Genomic DNA, 24,448 nt, shown 5'->3' with positions numbered 1-24,448 from the left:
TATGAGCCTTAAATACCGAAGCGACATAGACGGACTGCGGACACTGGCCGTTATGCCCGTCCTTTTTTATCACGCCGGAATGACTCTTTTCTCAGGCGGCTACGTCGGCGTGGATATCTTTTTCGTCATATCGGGCTACCTGATAACCTCCATCATAGTAAGAGAGCTGGACGAGGACAGGTTCACCATATCAAACTTTTATGTCAGACGGGTAAAGCGTATCTTCCCTGCTCTCTATTTTCTTCTGGCTTTCACATTTCTGCTGTCTTTTTTCACCCTTATGCCGGTGCATTTTGAAAGTTTCGGCAAAAGCGTTGTTTCAACTGTGCTTTTCGGCTCTAATATACTTTTCTGGCAGGAGAGCGGCTACTTCGACTCTCAGGCCGAGACAAAGCCCCTGCTCCACACCTGGTCGCTGGGGGTTGAGGAACAGTTTTACATCTTTTTCCCCATAATGCTGATGCTGATAGCCAAATACGGCGGCAAAAAATACGTCCGCTATGCGCTGACACTCTTCATAGCGTCTTTTATCCTCTGCGTATGGGGAACGAAGACACACCCCGAAGCGGCTTTCTATCTGATCCCCTACCGCACATGGGAGCTGATGCTCGGAGCCCTCATCGCACTGAAATTCTTCCCTAAGACCGAAAAACCGCTCCACACGAATATAATGTCCGGTACAGGACTGCTTCTGCTCTGCATCAGTATATTCTATTTCTCCCACGACACCAGCTTCCCCGGCTATGCGGCTCTTCTGCCCTGCGTGGGAACGGCACTTATAATAATGTCCGAAGGCAGTTTCGTTAACAGGGTGCTCAGCACAAAACCAGTTGTATGGATAGGGCTTCTGTCTTATTCGCTCTACCTCTGGCACTGGCCTCTGTTCGCCCTGCGCAACTACTGGGGCAATATTGACATCCCCCCTTTCTACAAGTCGAACCTGTTTCTCATCCTGCTAACTTTCGCCTTTGCGGCGTTTTCATATTACATTGTCGAAAAACCCCTGAGGGTCAAAAAGATAGAAAACAGGAAGCTGTTCTTCCGTGCAACCTACGCAGTTATGTTCATCGGCTGTCTGGTGGGCGCATCCGCAATTGTCACCAACGGCATACCCCAGCGTATCCCCGAAGAAGCGGCTAAACTGGCCTACACGCCTAACAGCAAGTTTAAAACAAAAGAGTGCTACGAACTGTCCGAAGATGCCATAAAGGCCGGAAAATACTGCTCCATGGGTGATACGGAGTCGAAACCCGTGTTCGCTCTGTGGGGTGACTCCCACGCACTGGCACTTTCAGACGGACTGGATAAGTTCGCCGGAGACAACAAGGCCTCAGGATTGTTCATGTCCAACTCAGCCTGTCCGCCCCTTCTGGGTCTGGCAGGAACAGACAGGGCGAAGGCCGACCAGTGTATAAAAAGCAATATCGCCATTGCAGACGAAATAGCCGACAACAGAAAGGTTGAGAATGTCGTTCTGGTTTGCAGATGGATGAAATACACCGACTCACCCCAAAAACTGGAAGATTTCCGTGCCGCTCTGGACAGAACACTGGATAAGCTGAAGCACAAAGAGGTCTTTTTTGTTCTGGACAACGCCGAGGCGGATTTCGATGTCCCCCGTGAACTGGCAAAAGATGCACTGCTCAAGGCGTACATCCCGGCCCTAGCCTCAAAACAGCCTATAAATATATCCGCAGGCACTTATGAAACAATGAACTCAAACCTCATCAGCCTGCTGAAAGAATATGAGAACAGAACCAATTTCCACGTTGTTCCTCTGTATCAGGGGCTTTGCGGACCTGACGGATGCATCACCCAATATGACGGCCGTGCGCTGTATTACGACGATGATCACCTTTCGGTATTCGGAGCAGACTATGCAGTCAAAAACGGCGGTGCACTTTTGCTTGAGATGGTGAAATGAGTTTAAAATACCGAAGCGATATAGACGGCCTCAGAACGCTGGCCGTTATGCCCGTTATCTTCTACCATGCCGGAATGACCCTTTTCTCCGGCGGCTATGTTGGCGTTGATATCTTTTTTGTGATATCAGGCTACCTCATAACCTCGATAATCGTTAAGGAACTTGATGCCGGAAATTTCACGATTTCCAACTTCTATGTCAGGCGGGTCAAGCGTATCTTCCCTGCGCTCTATTTCCTTCTGGCGTTCACCTTTATCCTTTCGTTCTTCTCCCTTATGCCGTCCCACTTTGAAAGTTTCGGAAAAAGTATCGTTTCGACGGTGCTTTTCAGCTCAAATATACTCTTCTGGCGTGAAAGCGGCTATTTCGACACTCAGGCGGAGACAAAACCCCTGCTCCACACCTGGTCGCTTGGTGTTGAGGAACAGTTTTATATCTTCTTTCCCGTAATGCTCATGCTTATAGCCAGATACGGCAGTAAAAAATACGTCCGCTATGCGCTGGCGCTCTTCATTGCGTCCTTTATCCTCTGCATCTGGGGAACAAAGACCCATCCCGAAGCGGCATTCTATCTTATCCCTTTCCGCACATGGGAGCTGATGCTCGGTGCGCTCATAGCGCTTAAATTTTTCCCGAGAACTGAAAAACCTCTGTATACGAACATCATGTCCATAGCAGGCATAGCCCTGCTCTCAATAAGTATTTTCACATTCGAAACCGACACGCCCTTTCCAGGCTATGCGGCTCTTCTGCCCTGCGTGGGCACTGCGCTGATAATAATGTCGCAGGGAAGCGTGATCAACAATATCCTCAGCCTGCGTCCTGTGGTGTGGGTGGGGCTTCTGTCCTATTCGCTCTATCTGTGGCACTGGCCGCTCTTCGCACTCAGAAACTACTGGGAGAGCATCCATATCCCCGAGTTCTGGAAGTCCGATGCCTTTCTCATATTCCTTACGTTCGCTTTCGCCTCCTTCTCCTACTACATTGTCGAAAAACCCCTGAGGGTTAAAAAGATTGAGAACAAGAAGGTATTCTTCCGTGCAACTTACGCCGTCATGGCGCTGGGATGCATCCTCGGCGGCTACGTCGCTCTGCATAAAGGTCTTCCCGACAGAATACCGCCTCAGGCGGCGGCATACGCCAAAACAGAGAAGAGCGCATTCGAAACTCCCGAATGTTTCAGCAAGGATGCGTCAAAACTCACCCTTAACGGACTCTGCATCATGGGTGACAAGACAAAAGCACCGTCCTTCATTCTCTGGGGCGATTCCCACGCTCTTGTTCTGGCTGACGGGTTCGATGCCTACGGCAAAGAAAAAGGAATATCAGGCATTCTGGCGGCAAAGGCGGCATGCGCACCCCTGCAGGGTGTGACCCGAACAACGAAACCCGCAACTTTCAGATGCATCGAATATAACGACAGAGTTCTTGAGCTTATACAGCAGTCACCCGTTAAGAACGTTTTGATAAACGCCCGCTGGCAGGACGCCTCTGTGGGCTCGGCTCCCCACTTTTTCATAAAGGACGGCGAAACTGTCAAATCATCTCCCGAGGAGAACCCTAAAGTGTTTGAGAGGGGACTGGAAAGAACCATGCAGAAGCTGGCGGGCAAGAACGTCTATTTTGTAATGGACAGCCCCGACTTTCCCTACGATATCCCGAGAGAGCTTGCGAAGCTCACGGTTCTGCAAAAGTATCTGCCCTCGCTGGCTGAAGACTCCAATGTGGGCATAAAAAAAGACGAATATGAAGAGTCCAACGAAAAAGTCCGTGAAATCGTTGCAAATCTTTCGGAACATTATAAGTTTTCCATAATCGAACTGGCGGACGGGCTTTGTCCCGAAGGCGAGTGCATTGGTGAAAAAGACGGCAAAGCCCTGTACATGGACGACAATCACCTTTCCAGAGCCGGATCTGTCGAAGCCGTCCGCGGGATAGGAACTTTGATATCTAAAATGGCGTCCCAATAATATCTCTTGAAATTGTACAACTAAAGAGTATAAGAGAAATTGTAGGGTAATTTTTACAATCTCAAATCTGCTATATGGTAGGTAAATGAAAGTCAGCGTCATCACCGTTGTGAAGAATAACGAAAGAACCATCAGACAGGCCATTGAGTCGGCCATAGGTCAGCGGAACGTTGACCTCGAATACATTGTCATCGACGGTAAATCAACAGACAAAACCCTCAAAATTATCAAAGAATATAAAAGCAGGATATCTGTCCTCATTTCCGAAAAGGACAAGAACCTGTATCACGCCCTTAACAAGGCGATAAAACTTGCCACAGGCGACATAGTGGCGATCCTTCACTCCGACGACGTATACGCATCCGACCATGTTCTTGCCGATGTAGTTAAGTGCTTTGAAGAAACTGACTGTTCAACGGTTTACGGCGATCTTGCCATCGTTAAGCATGACGAGCCCGACCGCATGGTGAGATACTGGAAAAGCGGCAAATTCAGCAAAAGCAAGCTTTATATGGGCTGGATGCCCCCGCATCCCTCTTTCTTTGTCAAAAGAGAGCTGTATCAGAAATACGGCCTTTTCGATACAAACTTCCGCATCTCTGCGGACTATGACCTCATCCTCCGCATAATGAGCGAAGAGGGCAAGAACTCCTGCTATCTGCCCAAGCTCCTCGTAAAAATGAGAGCGGGCGGAGCAAGCAACAACAGCCCCAAAAACCTCATGAAAAAGATGAACGATGACTACCTTGTGGTTAAAAAACATAAACTGGGCGGACTTTTCACTGTAGTGATGAAAAAAGTGATAAAGATGCATCAGTACATCGTTCTGGACAATATGAGGCTGTGGCGGAAAGAGTCAGTAGGGCTTTTCGGCATCCGCACACTTCCCTCCTGCACGGAGACAGAGTTCACAGTGCCCTCTAGAAGACTTCGCTAGATTATATTCTTAATATCTTCCGGTCTCTTATAGGTTATGGCATACAATATAGCCGTCTTCAGCGGTATGTAATAAAGCGCCGCCGTTGCCGCAGTAAGCATATCTTCAGCAATAGTTCTATCGCTTAGCTGCGACACCAGTATCACCAGAAACACGTTCAGCAGATCATAGGGGACAAAAAGCCCCGTGACCCTTAGCATGTAGGGCAGTGTAAGCAGGAACAGCGCACCGCCTGTAAGAGCGTATGTGCTGAGGGATACTGAATAGAAAGCCGCCGCATAAAACAGCCAGAAAAGAAGCATGGCCGCATAATACAGCCTGCTGGCCGACCTTATCCTGTAAAACAGGAGAACCGCCAGAGTAAGCATATAAAGCAGCAGAGCCGTCCACTCTTCGGCATAAACGATGCCCGCCGCAAAAGCAGTCACAATTGAAATCAGCACGCAGACAGCAATAACGAACAGACTCAGCCTGTATCCGAACAGATCGCCCTTTATGCGCTCTATCCTCTTCTCTATCCTGTTCCGCCTCTCAGGCCCGTTGAACTGTTCTATCATTCTGCGAGGACTGGCAATTTTAAGCACTTTTATTGAGAGCAGGAAAAAATAGAGCAAGAATATACTGATGAGAACCACATACAGCTTGGGATCACGGAAAAATATCAGCGCTGCGGCGGAGAGCACTATCGACATGGTATAGAATATCATAAGTGTCTGAGATGCCGTCAGCTTCAGATCCAGCAGTTTGTGGTGAAGGTGTTCCCTGTCTGCGGTCATAGGGTTCTGGAGGCGGAACGTGCGCCTCAGGATGGCCAGAAACGTATCAAAGAGCGGTATGGATACAAAAAGCGCCGGCATTACCACCGCCATTATCGTGTTGGTTTTAAAGGATGAGGAGAGGGAGATGACAGCGATGTTGAATCCCAGAAAAAGACTGCCCGTGTCGCCCATGAAAACCGTCGCCTTAGGCAGGTTATACCGCAGAAAACCAAGTATCCCTCCCAGAAAAGCGAGACACACTGCATGGTTCATATCCATGGACAGGTGGGACGCAACCATAAGCGAACCGAACGCCATAAACGCCACTCCGCCGGCAAGTCCGTCGACACCGTCGATAAGATTCACCGCATTTGTTACCAGTGCGATCCAGATATAGGTGGAGATAACCATAACGATTCCGTTGTTCATCCACGAAAGCCACGGAAGAGAATACTCAAAACGGGTATCCATCAGAAAGATAACAACCGTTGCCGCGAGCCCCTGAAAAACAAGTTTAACGACAGGTCTGACGTTTCTGCTGTCGTCGTATATTCCTATGAATATTATAAAAAAGTTAGCTAAAGCGTAGTAGGTGTAGAGCGGATCCATCTCGCAGAAGAGCCATACTGAAACGAACACGCCGAGAATTATTCCCAGACCGCCCAGTCTGGGTATCCGGTCGGAATGTATCTTGCGTCCGCCGGGCTCATCGATTATCCCGCATCTGACGGCGATAATGGTGAAAACCGGTACAGTAAGCGTACTAATCAGAAAGGAAAGGAGCAGAATGCTTAAATCGTCCATACCCGCCATCTGGATAATATGAAAAACTTAAACAATGATACAGTCTTATGTTGATTTTGTACAGTTATTTCAGCCTAACTGAAAAAAACTGCGCACTCCGGTGCTCCTCGCAGCATAGCCCATCATGTTGTAAACAAGCTGGGCGGCAGTGAAGTCCGCACTGTGCAGTCCATACATAGGTGCGTATTCCAGAACGTCAAAACCTATGCAGGTGCGCTGTTTAACTATACGTTCGATGAGCCACATGGCCTGATACCATGTAAGACCGCCGGGAACGGGAGTGCCTGTTGCAGGCATTATTGATGAATCCAGAGCGTCTATGTCAAATGTGATAAATACCTTTTCCGGGAACCCGTCCGGCAGGACGAATGCGTCCGTCCCCTGCCTGTGGATGTCCTCTGCGTCCATATAGGGTATTTCGTTATACACCCTAGTCTGGTGTTCCTCCATGCAGTAACTGCGAGTGCCGAGCTGATATATGGGTATACCTTTGTCGATGGTGCGTTTCATCACGCAGGCATGGCTGAATATTGAGCCTTCATAGCTCTCTCTCAGGTCGGCATGGGCATCGAACTGAACAACGCCGAAATCCGTGCCGTATTTCTCTATCAGCGCATCTATCACGCCGTTGGTGACGGTATGTTCGCCGCCGAGCACAACAGGCATCTTGCCGTGGCGCAGGCAGTTAAGCACCGCCTCTTTAATGTTTGCCAGCGATTCTTCGTGTCCGCCGTCACAGTTCACAGCCTCGTGGGTATAGATGCCGTACTGGGCGGGAGTGCTCTTTCCGTCGAAAACCTCAAGCTGACAGGAAGCCGCCAGAATGGCCGCAGGCCCTTCGGCTGTGCCCGAACCGTATGAAACTGATTTTTCATAGGGCACGGGGATAACATGGAAGAGTGCCTCGTCCGGTCTCGACTGGGGAACGTCGTCCCCGTGGAAAGTGATGATCTCGCTCATGACAACCTGCTTTTATAGTCTTCGTAGCCGAATCTGCGCACAACCTCAAAGGATCCTTTTTCAAGGCTGAAAACCGCAAGGTCGGGAAGCTCCACACCGTTGAAGTTGGTATTTTTAACAAAAGAGTACAGAGCCATGTCCGTGAACACTAGCCTGTCCCCTATCTGAGGCTTCTTTCTGAAAGAATAGGTTCCGATGAAGTCCCCCGCAAGGCATGAGATGCAGCCTATTTTGCAGTCAAATTCATATTTGCCTGCCTCAGCCGCTCCCACAAGCACCGGACGGTATGGCATTGCCAGAACATCGGGGAGGTGTGTTTCGGCTGATGAATCCACAACTGCGATGTCCATGCCGTTATGAATCTTATCCAGAACTTTTGTGACGAAAACTCCGGCGTTCAGCACCACAGCCTCGCCCGGCTCCAGATAGACCTGAATATTGTTATATCTTTTGCGGAAATCGATTATCGTTTCACAGAGCAGTTCCACATCGTAGTCCTCACGGGTGATATGGTGTCCGCCGCCGAAGTTTATCCACTTCATCTGCGGGATAAGATGTCCGTAACGCTTTTCAAAGCTTGCCAGAACCCTCGTCAGAACGTCCGAGTTCTGCTCGCACATAGCATGGAAATGCAGACCGCTGATGCCTGTCAGGTCGACACCCTCAAGGTCGTTCGGGTTCACGCCGAAACGGGAACCGGGGAGACAGGGATTGTACAGATCAACCTCAACCTCGGCATGACCTGGGTTTACACGCAGACCGACCTCAATGTTCCTGCCGGATTTTGCGATGGCTCCCCTGTGGGTGTGCCACTGTCCGATTGAGTTGAACACGATATGGTCGCTGAATGATATTGTACGCTCCATCTGCCACTGGGAGAATGCGGGGCTGTAGGTGTGCACCTCACGGCCGAACTCCTCCCTTCCCATCTGCGCCTCTATCGGTCCGCTGGCGCAGACTCCGTGGAGATACTGCGAAATGAGCGGGAAGACCTTCGGCAGAGCGAAGGCCTTCATCGCAAGGAGTATCTTTGCACCCGTGCGCAGCTGAACATAGTTCAGCATTTCGCAGTTTCTGCGTATCACATCCTCACTGATGAGATAGCATGGAGTATCCACTTTATCTGTTATCTCCTGCGGAAAATCCGCAAGAATCTTTTTAGTTTGCTGGCTCATTATTATACAGGAAGCTCGCCGTTAAAGTCCACAACCTGCCAGGGCAGACCGCACTTGTTCAGCTCGTCCATGAAAACGTCGGGGTCGAGCTGTTCAACGTTGTAAACGCCTGCACCCGTCCAGATGCCTTTCAGCATCATCATTGCGCCTATCATGGCGGGAACGCCTGTTGTGTATGAAACAGCCTGCGCCTGAACCTCACGGTAGCATTCGGCATGGTCGCATACGTTGTAGATGTATTTTTTAAATCTTTTGCCGTCCTTTTCGCCGTCAAAGATACAGCCGATTACAGCTTTTCCTGTGTAGTTAGTCCCCAAAGTACCGGGATCGGGAAGAAGAGCTTTCAGGAATTGAAGGGGGATAATCTTGACTCCGTTGTACTCAACTTCGTCGATTCTCGTCATGCCCACGTTCTCAAGAACTTTCAGGTGAGTGATGTAGTTCTGGGAGAATGTCATCCAGAAGCGGATCTGCTTCAGACCTTTAATGTGCTTAACGAGGGATTCCATCTCCTCGTGATAGAGCAGATAGCTCTCTTTAACACCCGCTTCGGGGTAGTCAAAGGGGAAGTGGATGCATTTATCGTCAAGAATGGCGGGAGTTTCAACCCACTGCCCGTTCTTCCAGTGGCGCACAACCTGAGTCACCTCACGGATATTTATCTCAGGGTTAAAGTTCGTTGCAAAAGGATGTCCGTGGTCGCCTGCGTTGCAGTCGAGAATGTCGATTGTCTCAATGCTGTCATAGAGATGCTTCTGTGCATATGCGCAGAAGATGTTCGTTACGCCGGGATCGAAACCGCAGCCGAGAACAGCCATCAGACCTTTCTCTTTGAATCTGTCCTGATATGCCCACTGCCATGAATATTCAAAATGAGCGGTGTCTTTCGGCTCATAGTTCGCCGTGTCCATATAGTTAACGCCTGCCTCAAGACATGCGTCCATTATCGTAAGATCCTGATAGGGAAGGGCAACGTTGAGCACAAGCGCAGGTTTTACCGCATTGATGAGCTGAACCAGCTCAGGCACGTTGTCAGCATCCACGGCATAGGTGCTGACTTTCACGCCGTAGAGGCCTTTGACCTCTTCAGCTATCTGGTCGCATTTTGATTTTGTACGGCTTGCAAGGTGTATATCGGTGAAGACATCGGGGTGCTGTGCGCACTTCTTCACAACAACGTTACCTACTCCGCCGGCTCCGATTATAAGAATTTTTGACATTGTTTTCACTCCTAGTCCTTCTCGAAATATGTATATCCGCGCAGACCCTCTTCGAACCCGTTGAGGATATCCTTGCGTTCCTTTCCGGTGATGAAGCCCTTCTGAACCGCATCCTCGGCTATTTTCTTGAGTCTGTGTTTCATGGCCTTAACGTCGTATTCCACATACGACAGAACATCCGACACGGAATCGCCTTCAAGCTCTCTGACAACCTCATATGAGCCGTCCAGATGAACGTTTATGGACACCACGTTCGTGTCGCCGAACAGGTTGTGCAGGTCGCCCAGCGTCTCCTGATATGCACCCACAAGGAACACGCCGAGATAATACTCCTCGCTCTCCTTCAAATCGTGCAGAAGGATCGCATTCTTGTCGTGGGAGTAGTCGGGAAAGTTGTCTATCTTGCCGTCACAGTCGCAGGTTATGTCCGAAATTATCGCCGGACGCGTGGGAGCCTCGTTCAGCCTGTGGATAGGCATAACGGGGAATATCTGGTTTATCGCCCATACGTCGGGCAGCGACTGGAACAGCGAAAAGTTGCCGTAGTATATGTCGTACAGCAGTTTATCTATGTCCTGCACATCCTTTGGCACATGGGTCATGTGTCTGGCGGTGGAGGATATTTTCATCAGAATATGGCGCACAAGGTTCTCGGCCATGGCACGCTGGCGCAGGGTTATCTGGCCGTGCTTGAAAAGCTGACGGGCCTGATTCCGATAGAAGAGCGCATCGTTGCAGCTCTCCTGAATGCTTCTGGGCGCAACGTCCTTATATGTGGCCAACAGATTGTCTAGCAGATCGTTGCTGCATTTCGGCAGTTCATCCGGAATGGGATGAGGGATGAAGCTGGACACATCCAGAATATTGAACAGCAATACAGAGTAGTAGGCGACAGTTACACGGCCGGACTCGGTAATTATGGTGGGATGGGTTATACCCTTTTTCCCGAGAACGTTCATTATAGATTCTACCACGTCATAGCAGTATTCCTCGACGGAATAGTTGCGGCTGGAGTGATAGTTGGTGTTCGATCCGTCATAGTCAACGGCAAGACCGCCGCCAAAGTCGATGTAGCCCATGGGGGCGCCTTCGTTCACCAGTTCTTCGTATATCCGGCAGGCCTCGAGAGCACCCGCACGGATGTCACGGATGTTGGGAATCTGGGAACCGATGTGGTAGTGCAGAAGTTTCAGGCAGTCGAGTTTGTTCTCCTCTTTCAGCCTGTCCAGAACATCCACCATCTGGCTGACGTTCAGACCGAAAACGCTGTTGTCTCCGCCTGATTCCGACCACTGACCTTCGGCCTGTGTTGAAAGTTTTCCTCTGAGTCCGAGCAGGGGACGAACCTTGAGTTTTTTGGCACGCTCAAGGATAAGGTCGACTTCGCCCGGAACCTCTATAACAAAAAAGCACTGATAGCCCATCTTGACGGCGTTAAGCCCAAGATCGATGAACTCCTCGTCCTTATATCCGTTGCAGATAAGACATGCGTCACGGTTCTGCAGCATGCTGATGGCGGCGATAAGCTCCGGCTTGCTGCCGGCCTCCAGTCCGTGGTTATACTTCCTGCCGAATTCGGCAATGGCTTCGATAACCTGTTCCTGCTGATTCACCTTGATGGGGAACACACCCTTGTATTGCCCCTGATATCCGGTATCTTCGATAACTTTGCGGAAAGTTTCGTGCAGGAGCTTGATCTGGGAACCCAGAATGTTTTCGATACGCAGGATAACGGGCATGCTCATCCCCCGTTCCTCTATCTCCTGAACGATGTCGTACAGACTGATACGGGCATTGTTGCCCTTTCCGAAAGGAGTAACGGTTACATCACCGATGGGATTGATCTGAAAATAATCCGCTCCCCATTTGTTGATGCCGTAAAGCTCTTCGGAATCCTGAATAGTCCAGTTTTTACATTTCTCAGGGTCACGCCACATTGATAAACCCCCGCATTAGTCTTAGGACAGAGAAATCTACGGAAAAACAACTATAATGTCAATATAATTGTACCAACCGGACTGAAAAAATATAAAGATTTATTACATACCTTATCCAAAAATCCAAAAAAAGCAAGAAACGGATAATAATGCGCCTAATTACATTAAGATACTGATAGACAAGAATTTACATTCCGTTTTGACAGCTTTATGACATAAAAAGCACGAGGTTTTTACAAAATTAAACGCCATTTCAGCCAAAATTCCGACTATTTGGCGTTCAAAATTTATACTCCGGTCTGAAGTGTGCAATTTATGCACACTCACTGGCAAATTTTTCAAATGTAAATTTCTGTCAATAAGGTGTATTATTGAATCATGGAAAAAAGAACTGCAAACAAACTTAAAATTCTGATCGCTGCCGCAATGGTACTTAACCTGCTGGTGGTGCTCGCACAAATGTATAACACCGCCGCCACTGTCAAAAGTGCGAAAAATTCTCTGGCTCTGACAGGTTTTGCCGCACTCTCAACTTTCGAAGGCGGACGAAGGGCTATGATGGCTCTGGATCCGGACTATTCGCCCAGATTTAAAGAAATTTTGAAAGACACAACGGACAGCAGCACCATAAGATCACTCTACCTGTTTGACGAAAAGGGCGAAATGCTCCTCAACTCAGGCGACGTTGATCTGCCGAAGGTGGAGCTTTCCAAACGTCTTGTGGTTCAGACCGCTGAAGGTCTTCTGGTCATCAAGCGGATAAACCAGCACCACATGGGCATGGGACGGATGGGGCGCATGCACAATTATGATGGATTCAACACTCCCCAGACAGTAGCTTACGGGGGCGCACTCCTTGACTCATCAGGCCTTGAGAGCATAAAGGCCTCGCAATACGGGTTCCTGACAGGGGTTGTTCTGCTCCAGATTCTTCTGGCCGCAGTGTTTTACTATACAATCAGATTCATGCGCCACAGCACCGAGCAGTCACGTCAGTTGGAACTGGCCGAACGTGAAGCCCAGATGGGAAAAATGTCCCTCGTTATGGCACACGAGCTGAAAAACCCGCTCAGCTCCGTTAAAGGTCTGATAGAGTTTTCGGCAAAAAAGAGCGAGGGAGCCGCAAAGGACATAGCGGAAAGGTGCGTTGACGAGCTTTCACGTCTGGACAGGATTGTGAACGACTTCCTGACCTACGGACGGGACATTTCCATTGAGAAAACCGAAGTCAGCCTCCTTGAACTCACAAAAAAGACTGCCGAACTGCTGACAGCGGATGCGGCGGCAAAGAGTATAACTATTAATGTATCTGGAACCGAAACCCGCATAAAGGCCGACAGCCCTAAGATGATGCAGGTGCTTTTCAACCTTCTGCTGAACGCTGTTCAGGCATCACCGGAGAACACATCCGTCTCGGTGGTGATATCACCCCACAGCCTGACAGTCACCAACAGGATAGCCGGAACTGTACCTGAGACTGAAAAGATTGGCACCCCCTTTTACACCACAAAAACCGTTGGAACAGGACTGGGCATTGCCATTGTAAAAAGAATACTGACCCTCCACGGGTTCGGGCTGAACCTTTCAGCCAAAGATGTGTTTACAGCGGAGATAACTTTCTGATGAAAATACTTATTGTTGATGATGAACAGAACCACAGACTGATGCTGAGACTCCATCTGGAAGATGCCGGGCACTCAACAAGTGAGGCGGCTAACGGTCTTGAAGCGCTCAACATTCTGGACAGTCATACTTTTGATGCGGTGCTTCTGGACATGAAAATGGACATCATGGACGGAATTACCACGCTGGGAATGATGCGCCGCAAAGGCATTGAAACTCCTGTCATAATCATAACCGCTTTTTCAACTGTAAAAACTGCTGTGGAGTCCATGAAGCTGGGTGCGGCGGACTACCTGACAAAACCGGTGGACATTCCCGCACTGATGGAAGCTCTGAAACTCTGCGAACAGGGGAGCACATGCGAATATGCCCCCGCCGACGGATACGTCTTCAACGGTGTCTATTCAGAGACAGGTCTGGGGCACATAATCAGTCAGCTGAAACTTGTGGCTCCCACAGACGCAACTGTGCTTATTCTGGGAGAATCGGGCACGGGCAAGGAACTGGTCGCCCGCTCGGTGCATGACAACTCCAAGCGCAAGGACAAACCCTACCTCGCAATAAACTGTGCCGCCCTGAGCGAGAATATCATAGAAAGCGAACTTTTCGGTCACGTCAAAGGTGCGTTCACCACTGCGGTACGTGACAAGACCGGACTTTTTGAGGCGGCAGACGGCGGAACCCTGTTTCTGGACGAAATAGGCGAGCTTTCGCAGGCGGTTCAGGCAAAACTGCTGAGGGTTCTTCAGGAGGGCACCTTCGAAAGGGTCGGCGACACCCGAACCCTCAAAACCGACGTGCGCATAATCGCCGCCACCAACAAAAACCTGAAAAAACTCTCCGAAACCGGAGCTTTCCGTGAAGACCTCTATTTCCGCCTTGCGGTTTTCCCCGTTGAGATCCCCCCTCTGCGTGAAAGGAGAGAGGAGCTTCCGGCACTCGTAAAGTTTTTCATCGAAAAGCATGCAAAACGTTTCGGCAAACTTGTAAAGTCAGCCGACGAAGCATATCTGAGGGCATTGAAGAACTATCCATTCCCCGGAAACATCCGTGAGCTTGAGAATCTGGTGGAAAGAAGCATGATTCTCACCACATCCACTAAACTGGACGCATCCACACTGCCCCCTCTGGGTTCAAAACAGACAGGCGGACTGAGCATTCGTGACAATGAACGTGAATTAATTGTAAAAGCTTTGCAAAAAACCGGAGGAAATAAGTCGAAAGCGGCGGAAATCCTTGAAATATCCAGACGCACTCTGCATAATAAACTGAAAGAATTCGATATCGAGGATTAATTATGAGGGTTACTGCTCTGCTTATCTGCCTGCTGGTCTCTTTCTCTGCCTTTGCGGAGGACAAAATATCCGGTTATATCACCGGCGGAATTTTTGTAATAAACTCGGATGACAAACTTATGGTGGACGGAGACGGCGATAAGTCGGATTTCGATTCCCTCACAAAAATAGGCGCAATGATATCCGGCGAGATAAACTATGCGCTGAACGACAGAACAAAAATACACTTCGGCGCCCCCAGAACAGAAATAGTCCCCAAACTTGAACTGGGCGTCACCTCAAAATTCATGAACAAGACCGAAGCGGATGTGTCGCTTCTCATCAGCCCCATAGAGAACGAATGGGAAAACCCTTACGTTTACGATCGCAGTAAATCCAAGGCGGAGAGCTACGGATTAAAGATCAAGCTTAAAAACATCGGCGGCTCCGGCTTCTTTGCGGAATCGGCCGCTGTTCACCGAAACGTTGCCGACGACAAGGCAAAAGCGGCGCACAGCTCACTCGGCAGAAACGGATACGACTATGAACTGAAAGCCGGATATACACTTAAAAAGGGAAAGATATTCACAGACTTTTTCGCAAAATACTCCAGAGGTGACAGAAGCGGCAGTGCTGAATCATTCGACGGTTTCGGAGGCGGCGTAAAAGTCACCACCCTTACCCACGACGGCGACTTCCTCATCTTCCTGCTTTCGGCCGACAGAGTGGATTTCGACTCCGCCAATCCCTACTTTGAAGAAACAAGAAAAGAGACGGACTACAGCGCAATGCTCCTCTACACCCTTAACAACCCCTTTGGGTTTAAAGACAAATTCCTCACCTTCGCCGGCGGCTACTCCGCAAGGGAAGCAAACACCGAGTTTTTTGACGCAGAAACATATTTTGCGGCCATAGGAGCAGGATTGAATTTCTGACCGAATCCCTCTGTACAAAAAGACCAATCAGGTGTAAATTAAATTACACCATATAGACAGAGGCTTCCATATGAAAAACGTTCTTATTTTGGGAGGCGGCTTCGGCGGCCTCACAGCTGTTTCATTTTTCAGAAAACACATAAAATCCGGCAAAGTTAACGTCACCCTTATCGACAGAAACAATTATTCACTCTTCACCCCCATGCTTGCCGAGGTTGTCAGCGGAAATGTTAAACCCGAAAATATAGTCTTTCCCCTCAGAGAAATATGCGTAAAAAACCTTGTGCACTTCGTTAAAGATGAGGTCAAGAAAGTTGACCCTGAAACCCGCAAAGTGATCTGCGAAAACGGCGAATACAGCTATGACTATCTCATTGTGGCCACAGGGAGCCGGACAAACTTCAGAGGCAACCTTTCCGCAATGAAAAATGCTTTTGAATTTAAGAACATAACAGACGCTATACACATCAAATATCTGGTAATCGACTCACTGGAAAAAGCGAGCACAATGGATGATCCCGAAGAAAAGCGCAAACTGCTTTCATTCTCCATTATAGGAGGCGGAATCACCGGAGTGGAACTAGCCAGCGAAATGAACGACTATATCAGAGCCAAGATCAAGAAAGAATATAACACGGTGAAGCCTGACGAATATGACATAACCATTTTCGAATACGCAAAAACCGTTCTTCCGGCCATAGACCCCGGACAGGCACAGAAAGCTCAGGAAATTCTTGTGAACAACGGCATCCATGTTGTCAACGGTGCCGCTGTCGACGAAGTCGGTCTGACCCACATCACATATTCCATAAACGGACAGCAGTATACCAAAAACTCCACGCTCACCGTATGGACTGCGGGAGTTGAAGGTCAGGAATATCTGAAGCATATGGGCGGCGAAGCCACTCCCGACAGCAGACTGAAAATCAACAAAGCGCTCACCCCCCAATCCATAGATGCACCCAATGTTTTTGTTATCGGCGACAGCTGTGCATATGAGTTTAAAGGCAGATTTCTGCCCCCTGTGGCTCCTTTGGCCATGCAGCAGGGCGTTATGGCTGTTAAGAACATTATCCGCCTTATAAACGGAAAAGAACCGATTGAGTTCTCATATCTCCACTTCGGCTATCTCGTGTCTCTCGGCAAAAACAACTCGGTGGTGAACCTCTTCGGAATAAAGATGAGGGGGGCACTGGCATATTACATATGGAAAGTGGCATATCTCGCAAAAATAGGCATGTTTAAAAAGCAGGTGGCCGTGTTCTTCGACTGGGTAATGTCGTTCTGCTTCGGCAACGAATCCGTGCTTATCCTAGAACAGGACAACTGCACAAACTGCATTCTGCAGAAAAACCATAAAAAGCCTGTGAAGAGGATGCCGGAGGGATAATTTCCCCACGCTTACGACCTATTAAGCATATTTGTAATTAAATGATTACCTTGAAAACAAAAAAACCGGATCAAACGATCCGGTTTTTTAAATGGCGGTGCAGGGAATTGAACCCCGGACACTGCGGATATGAGCCGCATGCTCTAACCATCTGAGCTACACCGCCTTAGATAGGGATGTTTATATACCCTATCTTTTTATTGCAGTCAATAAGTTTTTAACAAATCACCAAATATGCGGTCTTAATTAGCCAGAACGAACTGGCCGTCTTTTATCTCAACTATTACGAAAGAGTCCTTTGTAAGCCCTGTGTGGTCTGTGGGGCTCATGTTAAACTCGCCTGCGATACCCACGAGCTTTCTGACCTTTTCAAGCTCTCCTGCCAGTTTTTCGCTGTTGTTGCCTGATTTAAGATATGCCGCTCTGAAAAGGATGAAAGCGTCATATGCGTGGCCTCCGAATGCGGAAACAGGAGATTTGAAGTTTGACTCGAAATCATTTTTATATTTAACAAGGGTCTTTTTAAACTTGTCGCTGTCGGGGAGCTGATCTGCAACGACGATTCTGCCGGCTGTAAGTTTGATTCCGTTTGCCGCATCGCCTGCCAGCTCAATAAACTTCATGGAAGCGACCCCTTGTGTCATATAGAGGTCACCCATGCCCAGCTGCTGAGCATTTTTGGCGATGATGGCGGGTGCCGCACCGGCCGCCCAGCAGATGATGGCATCGGGTTTCTTCGCTTTGATGTTAGAAAGCTGAGATGTCATATCTTTATCTTTGTCACGGAATTTTTCGTCTGCGACAATGTTCATGTTGAATTTTTTAGCATATTCGAGAACTGCGTCCCTGCCTGTTGAGCCGTATCCGCTCTGCTCGGTGATGAGGGCGATGTTCTTTTTCTTTTTGTGCTGGAGATATTCAAGGAGCTTTTCAGCCACCTGTGTGTCTGACTGAGGAGTTTTGTAGAGATATTTGCTGACGGGTGTAACAATATCAAGGCTTGCCGCACAGGATATCAGCGGAACTTTATATTTGACGGCGAGGTTTTTTATTGCCAGCGCCTCTCCTGTTCTGGAGGGTCCGACAACAGCGATAACCTTGTCAACGGTCACAAGTCTTTTGAATGAGTTGATTGTGATATTTTCGTCGCCCTGTGTGTCATAGATGAAAAGCTTGATCTTTTCGCCTTTGATGCCGCCGCTTTTGTTAACTTCTTCAACGAGCATCTCAAGGGTTTGTTTTTCGGGCATTCCCAGAAAGCTTGTGGGGCCTGTAACGGAAAAAAGACCGCCCAGCCTGATTTCAGCATGCGCAACGGCACAAACGAGCAGCGCAAGCAGTATAAATGATATTTTTCTCATTAATCTCACTCCTTGAATGGGGTCGGTTGCTGATTATAACAAATGTCATGATAATTTCAAATGTTTTATCAAGCTAATTATAATCTTTCAGCCAACAATTATAATTAATATGCAAACTAAATTATGTTAAGTTTATGCAGAAGAGGACGATATATAAACTCAGGAGTTTTATATGGACATCGCATCAATAGCATCTGCCGCCAGCGAAATGAAGGCCGCAGAAACACAATATGCCGCAAATATAAAAGTGATGAAAATGGCTCTGGACAGCCAGAAGGCCGGACTCTCCCTTTTAAGCCCGCTGGACGTATCGGCAAACGTCAACAGAGCCTCGGAAGGCGCAGCAAAAGGATCGATGGTAGATATTCTCGCCTGAGATTATTTAATTATGCTTCCGTTTGCAATGTTGATGTACTGAACCCTTTCCAGAGTATGAAACTGACGTATCTTTTTGCGCAGAATCAGTCCTCTGGCCTCGTCAAGGCTCATCTCCTTTCTGTCGAGCCATTCTGCAATCCCTTTGTTAAGCTCGCTTATGGCTGAGTATCCTTTTTTATACATCATGGAAGCTGTCTGAACCGTGGCCGCACCCGCAAGGATGTACTGGATGGCAACGTCTGCGCTGTGGACGCCTGTTGAAGCCGAAATATCGATGGCCGATTCTCTGGAAACCGCAGCAACCCAGCGGATAACGTTATAGGCTTCATCCTCCGTGCTGAAATGATGCACGGGCTCAAGCTCCAGCGTTTCGGTGTTTATCTTCATCTGGTAATATCTGTTGAACAGCGTCAGGCCCTTTGCGCCTGTGCTGTGGAGCCTGCGTGCCATGTAGGGCACAGCGGTGATCCCCTGACCGATCTTTACCGCAACGGGAATCCTTACAGCCCTCGTGACCTCGTAAACCACTTCGAAATATCTGGATTCCGCCTCCTGCGACGATATGCCCGAATCGAAGGGCAGAAACGAAATATTAAGCTCCAGACCATGCGCTCCGGCATCCTCTATGGACTTTGCATACTCTGTCCACCATTTGCCGCCTTCGCAGTTCACACTGGCGATAACAGGCACAGAAACAGAAGCAACAGCCTTTCGCACAAGCTCCAGATAGTCCCCTGCGCCGTAAACCATGGCCGCATCAGCCGCCATATAGTCGTAGGCCTCGGTGTGGAACGCCATGTCCGCATCCAGCCCGCTCTCCTGTCTTATCTCCTCTTCGAAAAGGGATTTCAGGATAACCGCACCCGCTCCGGCCTCTTCAGCTTTTTTAAGCCCGTCGATATCTCTGGTCAGCGTACTGCTGGCCGCAATCACGGGGCTTTTGAGTTTGAGTCCCATATATTCAGTGCTGATATCCGGCATGGTGCGTCTCCTAATCTTTAATAAGAAGTTCTCTGGGCTTGGACGTTCCGTCGCTGGGGGCTATTATCCCCTGTTTTTCCATTATCTCAACAATGCGGGCGGCTCTGTTGTAGCCTATCCGCAGATATCTCTGTATCATTGATATGGACGCAAAACCCTTCTGGCGCACCAGTTCCAGTGCTTCCTGATATTTTTCGTCCATTTCGCTGTCGTCAACATCGTCCGCATCAATCGTCTGCTCACGGACAAGATCCATATTATATTCCGGTCTGCCCATGGATTTCAGGTGTTCCACAATGCGTCCCACCTCTTCATCCGAAACAAAACAGCCGTGAACACGGGTGCAGTCGCTCATGCCGGGGGGAATGAAAAGGCTGTCCCCTTTGCCCAGCAGAACCTCCGCGCCGCCTGAATCGATGATAGTTCTGGAATCCACTTTTGATGAAACCCTGAACGACAGACGGGCGGGCATGTTCGCCTTTATTATGCCCGTAATGACGTTGACCGAGGGTCTCTGTGTGGCCAGAACAAGGTGGATACCCACCGCCCTTGCCATCTGGGCGATACGGATGATGGACTGTTCAACCTCTTTGCCTGAAACAAGCATAAGGTCTGCGAACTCGTCCACAATCACCACCAGATATGGCATTTTGGGCAGTTCCGGGTCGTTTTCCGCACGCATGTTATAGGAATCTATGTTCCTGACCTTCAGAGAGGCCAGAGCCGAATATCTGTTCTCCATCTCTTCAACCACGTTCTTAAGAACGTTTGCCGCCTTTCTAGGGTCTGTCACCACAGGTGCAGCGAGGTGAGGAATGTCCTCATAGACCGAAAGCTCAACCATCTTCGGATCGACCATGATGAATTTGACCTTATCAGGTGAGGACTTAAAGATTATCGAGCATATCAGCGTGTTCACTGCAACGGATTTACCGCTGCCCGTAGTACCTGCAACCAGAAGGTGGGGCATAGATGCCAGATCGCTGACATAGGCCTTTCCTGAAATGTCCTTGCCCATTGCAAAGGTCAGGGGCGAGGGACTGTTGGTATACTCTTTGGACTGCATAAGCTCACTGAGCGACACCATCGCACGGTATTTGTTGGGAAGCTCAATACCCACCACGGATTTACCGGGAATGGGTGCTATTATCCTTACGCTGAGGGCTGACATCGCCAGTGCGAGGTCGTCCGTCAGGTTCGCTATCTTGTTTATCTTAACGCCGGGTGCCGGCTCAAACTCATACTGTGTCACCACAGGCCCCGGCTGGATCTCACGAATCTTTCCGTTAACCCCGAAATCCGCCAGTTTCGCAAGCAGAAGCTCACCCTTGGCCTTCATCTCCTCCGGAGATTCGGCTCTGCTGTCCTTTTTCGGTTCGTCCAGCAGGTTCAGCGGAACTGTGTAGTTGCCTATAACCTGTTCCATCATCACAGGTTCCTTTATGGTTATGTGATTGAACGGTTCCTTTATCTTCGGTTTTGTGGCGATGCTCTCCAAATTGCCCATATCCTCTTTAACTTCGGGAATGGTCTGAACAGCGGGCGCATCGGGCATTTTAACCTTCTGCGGTGGGGTATAGCCGTCGTCTTCCGGTCCCACAGACCTGTTCAGGCTGCCGATGGGAGATTTTTCATCCACAGGCATGTTTTTAACGGGCATAAAGTCGCCGTAGTCCGGTTCATTTTGGGTTTCCACAACCCTGCTCTGCGTCTCTTTCCTGCCGAACTCCGGCAGACGGATGTCAACTCCGTTGCGGATAAACCCTATTATGACTCTGGGGAACAGAGCCAGAAGGGTGAGCAGTATCAGGAATATGCAAACTATAACACCACCGACTCTGCCCACAAGGGATGAAAAGAGGTCGGAAGAAAAAAGCCCCCAGAGACCTCCGGTGGGTTTGTTGCCGAATATGAAATCTATTCCGCCCGCAAACCCGGAAAGGGTCGAGAGCAGATAGAGCAGAATCAGAAAAAGTATGAAACGGAAGATTGTACGCTTCCATTTCAGTGTTTTATCTTTTCTGTGCAGATGCGCATGATATGTCAGCCATATGAAAACGCTGGGCAGAAGGAAGGTCGTCCAGCCGAAAAATGTGGCCAGAACATCGCTGAGATATGCTCCCGTCTTTCCAAAAAGGTTCGCAACGTTCTGCTCATAGTTGGAAAAAACTATGAACGTGTAGCCGGGGTCGGATTCCGAATGGGAATAGATGGCGAGAGCCGAAAAGATTGTTACGAATAATATAGCCAGAAAAACAATGTCTGCTCTGATGTTTTTCGTTTCTATATCCATACTATCGATACTATCCCTACTATAAGGCAATACAGTGCGAATGCCCTCAGGTTAGCCCTTTTTATGAAGTATACCATAATATTTATGGCAAAAAGTCCTGTTATGAACGCCGCAACCATTCCGGAAATATACATGGGGATATGCTCGGAAGGCACAGAATCCATGTGTCTGGACTGAAGGATTATTGCGCCTATTATGGCCGGAATGGACATAAGGAATGTAAATTCGCCCATCTCGGAACGTTTAACGCCCAGAATAAGTCCAGCCGCCGTTGTGGATCCCGCCCTTGATATTCCGGGGATAACTGCGATGCCCTGCACTATGCCGATGATGAACGCTGTACCCAGCGATATCATCTTCTGACCGTGATATCTGTCGGAAATAAGCAGAAGAACGGATGTGAGTATCAGGAAATAGCCCACGAAGGAGGGCGCAGAGAACATCCCCTCCACACTGTTCTGGAGCGTAAGCCCTATGATGGCAGTGGGTATTGAAGCGAGGATTATTCCCCAGAGAAATCTCTTGTTCTCGAAATATATAACCTTATAGCTGTTGTTAACCAGCCCGAGGGGGCTGATGCACAGCTCGAAGATCCTGTGACGGAAATATACGAATACCGCTCCCAGTGTTGCTCCGTGAAGAAGTGTATCATAAAGCATTCCGGGCTGTTTGAAATCCTTCATCAGAGCCTGCGCAATGATGAGGTGGCCTGAACTGCTCACGGGCAGAAATTCTGTAAGACCCTGTACGATACCTAAGATGATCGCATCAAAATAATTCATTTATTTCTCCAAAACCACGGGAACAACCAGCGGTCTTCTGTCCAATGTCTTTTTAAAGAACCGCTTCGTGAGGCGCCTGAGCCCCTCTTTTATAACCGTGCTGTCATAATCGTTGTCGTTCATAAGCTCCGGCATGTGTTCAGCCAGAAAATCCTTCAGCTTCTGAATGCTCTTCTCCTCAGGCGTGAAACCGGCAGTTTCAACCACAGGGGGAAGCTCGAACGAGCCGTCGGTATTTTTCTGCACAACCACCGTAACAACCCCGTCACGGCTCAAATGCTTCCGCTCACGGACAGACTCCTCGTCTATCGCAAAATGACCTCTCAGGTCGATATATATCTTGTCGGTCTCAACCCTGTCCTTTTTAGCTATCTCACCGTTTTCAAAGGTCAGTCTGTCGCCGTCCTCGATAAGGAGAACGTTGTCGTTGTCCAGTATGCTCATGCTTTTGAGCATCCTTTTCATGGTTATCAGGTGCACAGGCTCGCCGTGGATAGGTATGACGAACTTCGGACGGGTGAAGTTCACCATCAGCTTTATCTCCTCCTGCGAGGCATGACCGGAGACGTGTATACGGTTTTTGCCGATGTCCACAACGGAACCGCCGGCTTTATAAATCATGTTCACAAGGTTTATCAGGTTCTTTTCGTTGCCCGGGATTACTCTGGCGGAGATGACGAACAGGTCGCCCTCTTTAACGGAAAGGTCTTTGCGTTCGCCGGAAACCACCCTGTAAAGGGTGCTGTTGGTCTCGCCCTGACAGCCTGTTATTATGTAGCATATCTTGTCGGGATCCATCTTTTTCGCTGTTTTCAGATCCACCATAAGGTCTTTGGGAAGCTCAACATAGCCCAGATCCGCCGCTATGTTCACGTTTCTGTCCAGAGCCGCACCCTCAAGCACTATCTTGCGGCCGCACTCTCTGGCAATATCGAAAACCTGCTTGAACCTGTCGACGTTCGAGGAGAAGGTGGTGAAAAACACCCTGCCCTGAGCGTTGCGGAAGATTTTCAGCAGATTGTCACGGATGGAGGATTCGGAATGGGTGAATCCCTCCCTCTCGGCGTTTGTGGAATCTATGAGAAGAGCAGTAAGCCCTTTTTCGGCCAGCGCAGTGAAATCCGCCGGACGGAAAGGCTCGCCGCCCACAGGGGTCTGGTCTATCTTGAAATCCGAACAGTGCAGAGCCGAAAACCCTTCGGTTTCGATGTGCAGTGCGTAGGTATCGCTTATGGAGTGTGTCACGGGCAGAAAGGTAATACTGAAATCCCCCGCCCGAACTGTCTGTCTGGGGTCGACAAAGTTCAGCTCGAAAGGACAGTGTCTCGCACGCCCCTTCGCCGCCAGAATCCCCAGCGACAGCCGTCCGCCGAACACAGGCAGATTATATTTACGCAGAAGTATCGGCACGGCACCCACATGGTCCTCATGTCCGTGGGTTATGAAAATTCCTCTCAGCTTGTGCTTAATCTTCTCGATATAATCAAAACCCGGAATGACGTAGTCGATGCCCGGAAAATTGTTATCGGCGAACATTACGCCGCAGTCAACAATTACGGCGGATTTGTCGGTCTCGTAGACATACATATTCATGCCTATCTCGCCAACACCGCCCAATATAGAAATAGAACAAGACATAATCGCTATATTAAATAACTCGGAGAGAAAAAACAAGTAAGTTAAAGCACCGAAATAAAAAACCCTGCGATTTGGCGCAGGGTTTAAGGGTCATTCCTGAAAATGTGG

At 49.0% G+C, this 24,448-nt stretch carries 18 protein-coding genes and 1 tRNA gene; 8 read left to right on the top strand and 11 right to left on the bottom strand.

Annotated features, from left to right (window positions below):
* Window position 1: 1 nt before the first annotated feature.
* From C8D98_RS02620 to C8D98_RS02610, 3 genes are all read left to right on the top strand, one after another.
* Window positions 2-1,924, top strand: coding sequence for an acyltransferase family protein (locus tag C8D98_RS02620; protein WP_132871769.1), 1,923 nt, complete (start codon window positions 2-4; stop codon window positions 1,922-1,924).
* Window positions 1,921-3,894: an acyltransferase family protein gene (locus tag C8D98_RS02615; RefSeq protein ID WP_132871767.1), complete on the top strand. Its 1,974-nt coding sequence runs from the start codon at window positions 1,921-1,923 to the stop codon at window positions 3,892-3,894. Before C8D98_RS02620 ends, C8D98_RS02615 begins: the two co-directional genes overlap by 4 nt.
* Window positions 3,895-3,979: 85 nt before the next feature.
* Entirely contained in the window at window positions 3,980-4,831 is an 852-nt protein-coding gene (locus tag C8D98_RS02610) for a glycosyltransferase family 2 protein (RefSeq protein WP_132871765.1), read from the top strand.
* On the opposite strand, the gene C8D98_RS02605 is transcribed toward C8D98_RS02610, so the two are convergent.
* The 5 genes from C8D98_RS02605 to speA form a co-directional block, all read right to left on the bottom strand.
* Complete coding sequence (locus tag C8D98_RS02605; RefSeq protein WP_165871165.1) at window positions 4,828-6,393, bottom strand: MraY family glycosyltransferase; 1,566 nt, start codon at window positions 6,391-6,393, stop codon at window positions 4,828-4,830. The genes C8D98_RS02610 and C8D98_RS02605 overlap by 4 nt on opposite strands.
* 69 nt (window positions 6,394-6,462) lie before the next feature.
* Complete coding sequence (speB, locus tag C8D98_RS02600; RefSeq protein ID WP_132871762.1) at window positions 6,463-7,353, bottom strand: agmatinase; 891 nt, start codon at window positions 7,351-7,353, stop codon at window positions 6,463-6,465.
* Window positions 7,350-8,528 (bottom strand): carboxynorspermidine decarboxylase, encoded by a 1,179-nt coding sequence (gene nspC, locus C8D98_RS02595; RefSeq protein ID WP_132871761.1) that lies wholly within the window; start codon window positions 8,526-8,528, stop codon window positions 7,350-7,352. The genes speB and nspC overlap by 4 nt, the downstream gene beginning before the upstream one ends.
* Window positions 8,529-8,530: 2 nt before the next feature.
* Window positions 8,531-9,748, bottom strand: a complete 1,218-nt coding sequence (locus tag C8D98_RS02590; RefSeq protein ID WP_132871759.1) for a saccharopine dehydrogenase family protein — start codon at window positions 9,746-9,748, stop codon at window positions 8,531-8,533.
* 11 nt (window positions 9,749-9,759) lie between these two features.
* Window positions 9,760-11,685: a biosynthetic arginine decarboxylase gene (gene speA / locus C8D98_RS02585; RefSeq protein ID WP_132871757.1), complete on the bottom strand. Its 1,926-nt coding sequence runs from the start codon at window positions 11,683-11,685 to the stop codon at window positions 9,760-9,762.
* A 378-nt stretch (window positions 11,686-12,063) separates the two neighbouring features.
* On the opposite strand from speA, the gene C8D98_RS02580 reads away from it, so the two are divergent.
* The 4 genes from C8D98_RS02580 (at window position 12,064) to C8D98_RS02565 (ending at window position 16,907) form a co-directional block, all read left to right on the top strand.
* Complete coding sequence (locus C8D98_RS02580; RefSeq protein ID WP_132871756.1) at window positions 12,064-13,308, top strand: ATP-binding protein; 1,245 nt, start codon at window positions 12,064-12,066, stop codon at window positions 13,306-13,308.
* Window positions 13,308-14,603: a sigma-54-dependent transcriptional regulator gene (locus tag C8D98_RS02575; RefSeq protein WP_132871754.1), complete on the top strand. Its 1,296-nt coding sequence runs from the start codon at window positions 13,308-13,310 to the stop codon at window positions 14,601-14,603. Before C8D98_RS02580 ends, C8D98_RS02575 begins: the two co-directional genes overlap by 1 nt.
* Before the next feature lie 2 nt (window positions 14,604-14,605).
* Window positions 14,606-15,517: a DUF2860 family protein gene (locus C8D98_RS02570; RefSeq protein WP_132871753.1), complete on the top strand. Its 912-nt coding sequence runs from the start codon at window positions 14,606-14,608 to the stop codon at window positions 15,515-15,517.
* A 70-nt stretch (window positions 15,518-15,587) separates the two neighbouring features.
* Window positions 15,588-16,907: an NAD(P)/FAD-dependent oxidoreductase gene (locus C8D98_RS02565; protein ID WP_132871751.1), complete on the top strand. Its 1,320-nt coding sequence runs from the start codon at window positions 15,588-15,590 to the stop codon at window positions 16,905-16,907.
* Between the two features lie 92 nt (window positions 16,908-16,999).
* On the opposite strand, the gene C8D98_RS02560 is transcribed toward C8D98_RS02565, so the two are convergent.
* Window positions 17,000-17,073: transfer RNA gene (locus C8D98_RS02560), tRNA-Met, on the bottom strand.
* 76 nt (window positions 17,074-17,149) lie between these two features.
* Complete coding sequence (locus tag C8D98_RS02555) at window positions 17,150-18,268, bottom strand: ABC transporter substrate-binding protein (RefSeq protein ID WP_132871750.1); 1,119 nt, start codon at window positions 18,266-18,268, stop codon at window positions 17,150-17,152.
* Between the two features lie 172 nt (window positions 18,269-18,440).
* Here C8D98_RS02555 and C8D98_RS02550 point away from each other — a divergent pair, with 172 nt between their 5' ends.
* Complete coding sequence (locus C8D98_RS02550; RefSeq protein ID WP_132871748.1) at window positions 18,441-18,644, top strand: putative motility protein; 204 nt, start codon at window positions 18,441-18,443, stop codon at window positions 18,642-18,644.
* A gap of 2 nt (window positions 18,645-18,646) precedes the next feature.
* On the opposite strand, the gene C8D98_RS02545 is transcribed toward C8D98_RS02550, so the two are convergent.
* Genes C8D98_RS02545 through C8D98_RS02530 form a run of 4 tightly spaced genes read right to left on the bottom strand, consistent with a single transcriptional unit; the run spans window position 18,647 to window position 24,340 of the window.
* The gene (locus C8D98_RS02545) at window positions 18,647-19,627 is read right to left on the bottom strand and encodes a dihydroorotate dehydrogenase-like protein (protein WP_132871747.1); all 981 of its coding nucleotides are present in this window, start codon (window positions 19,625-19,627) and stop codon (window positions 18,647-18,649) included.
* A gap of 10 nt (window positions 19,628-19,637) precedes the next feature.
* Window positions 19,638-21,920, bottom strand: a complete 2,283-nt coding sequence (locus C8D98_RS02540) for an FtsK/SpoIIIE family DNA translocase (RefSeq protein WP_132871745.1) — start codon at window positions 21,918-21,920, stop codon at window positions 19,638-19,640.
* A complete protein-coding gene (locus C8D98_RS02535; RefSeq protein ID WP_132871743.1) occupies window positions 21,911-22,702 on the bottom strand; it encodes an undecaprenyl-diphosphate phosphatase in 792 nt (263 codons plus the stop codon). Before C8D98_RS02535 ends, C8D98_RS02540 begins: the two co-directional genes overlap by 10 nt.
* Complete coding sequence (locus C8D98_RS02530; protein WP_132871741.1) at window positions 22,703-24,340, bottom strand: ribonuclease J; 1,638 nt, start codon at window positions 24,338-24,340, stop codon at window positions 22,703-22,705.
* Window positions 24,341-24,448: the final 108 nt, after the last annotated feature.

The sequence above is a fragment of the Seleniivibrio woodruffii genome (assembly GCF_004339245.1).
Taxonomy (GTDB): domain Bacteria; phylum Chrysiogenota; class Deferribacteres; order Deferribacterales; family Geovibrionaceae; genus Seleniivibrio; species Seleniivibrio woodruffii.
The sequence above is the reverse complement of the archived record's forward strand: the minus strand, read 5'-3'. Positions and strand labels throughout refer to the sequence as shown.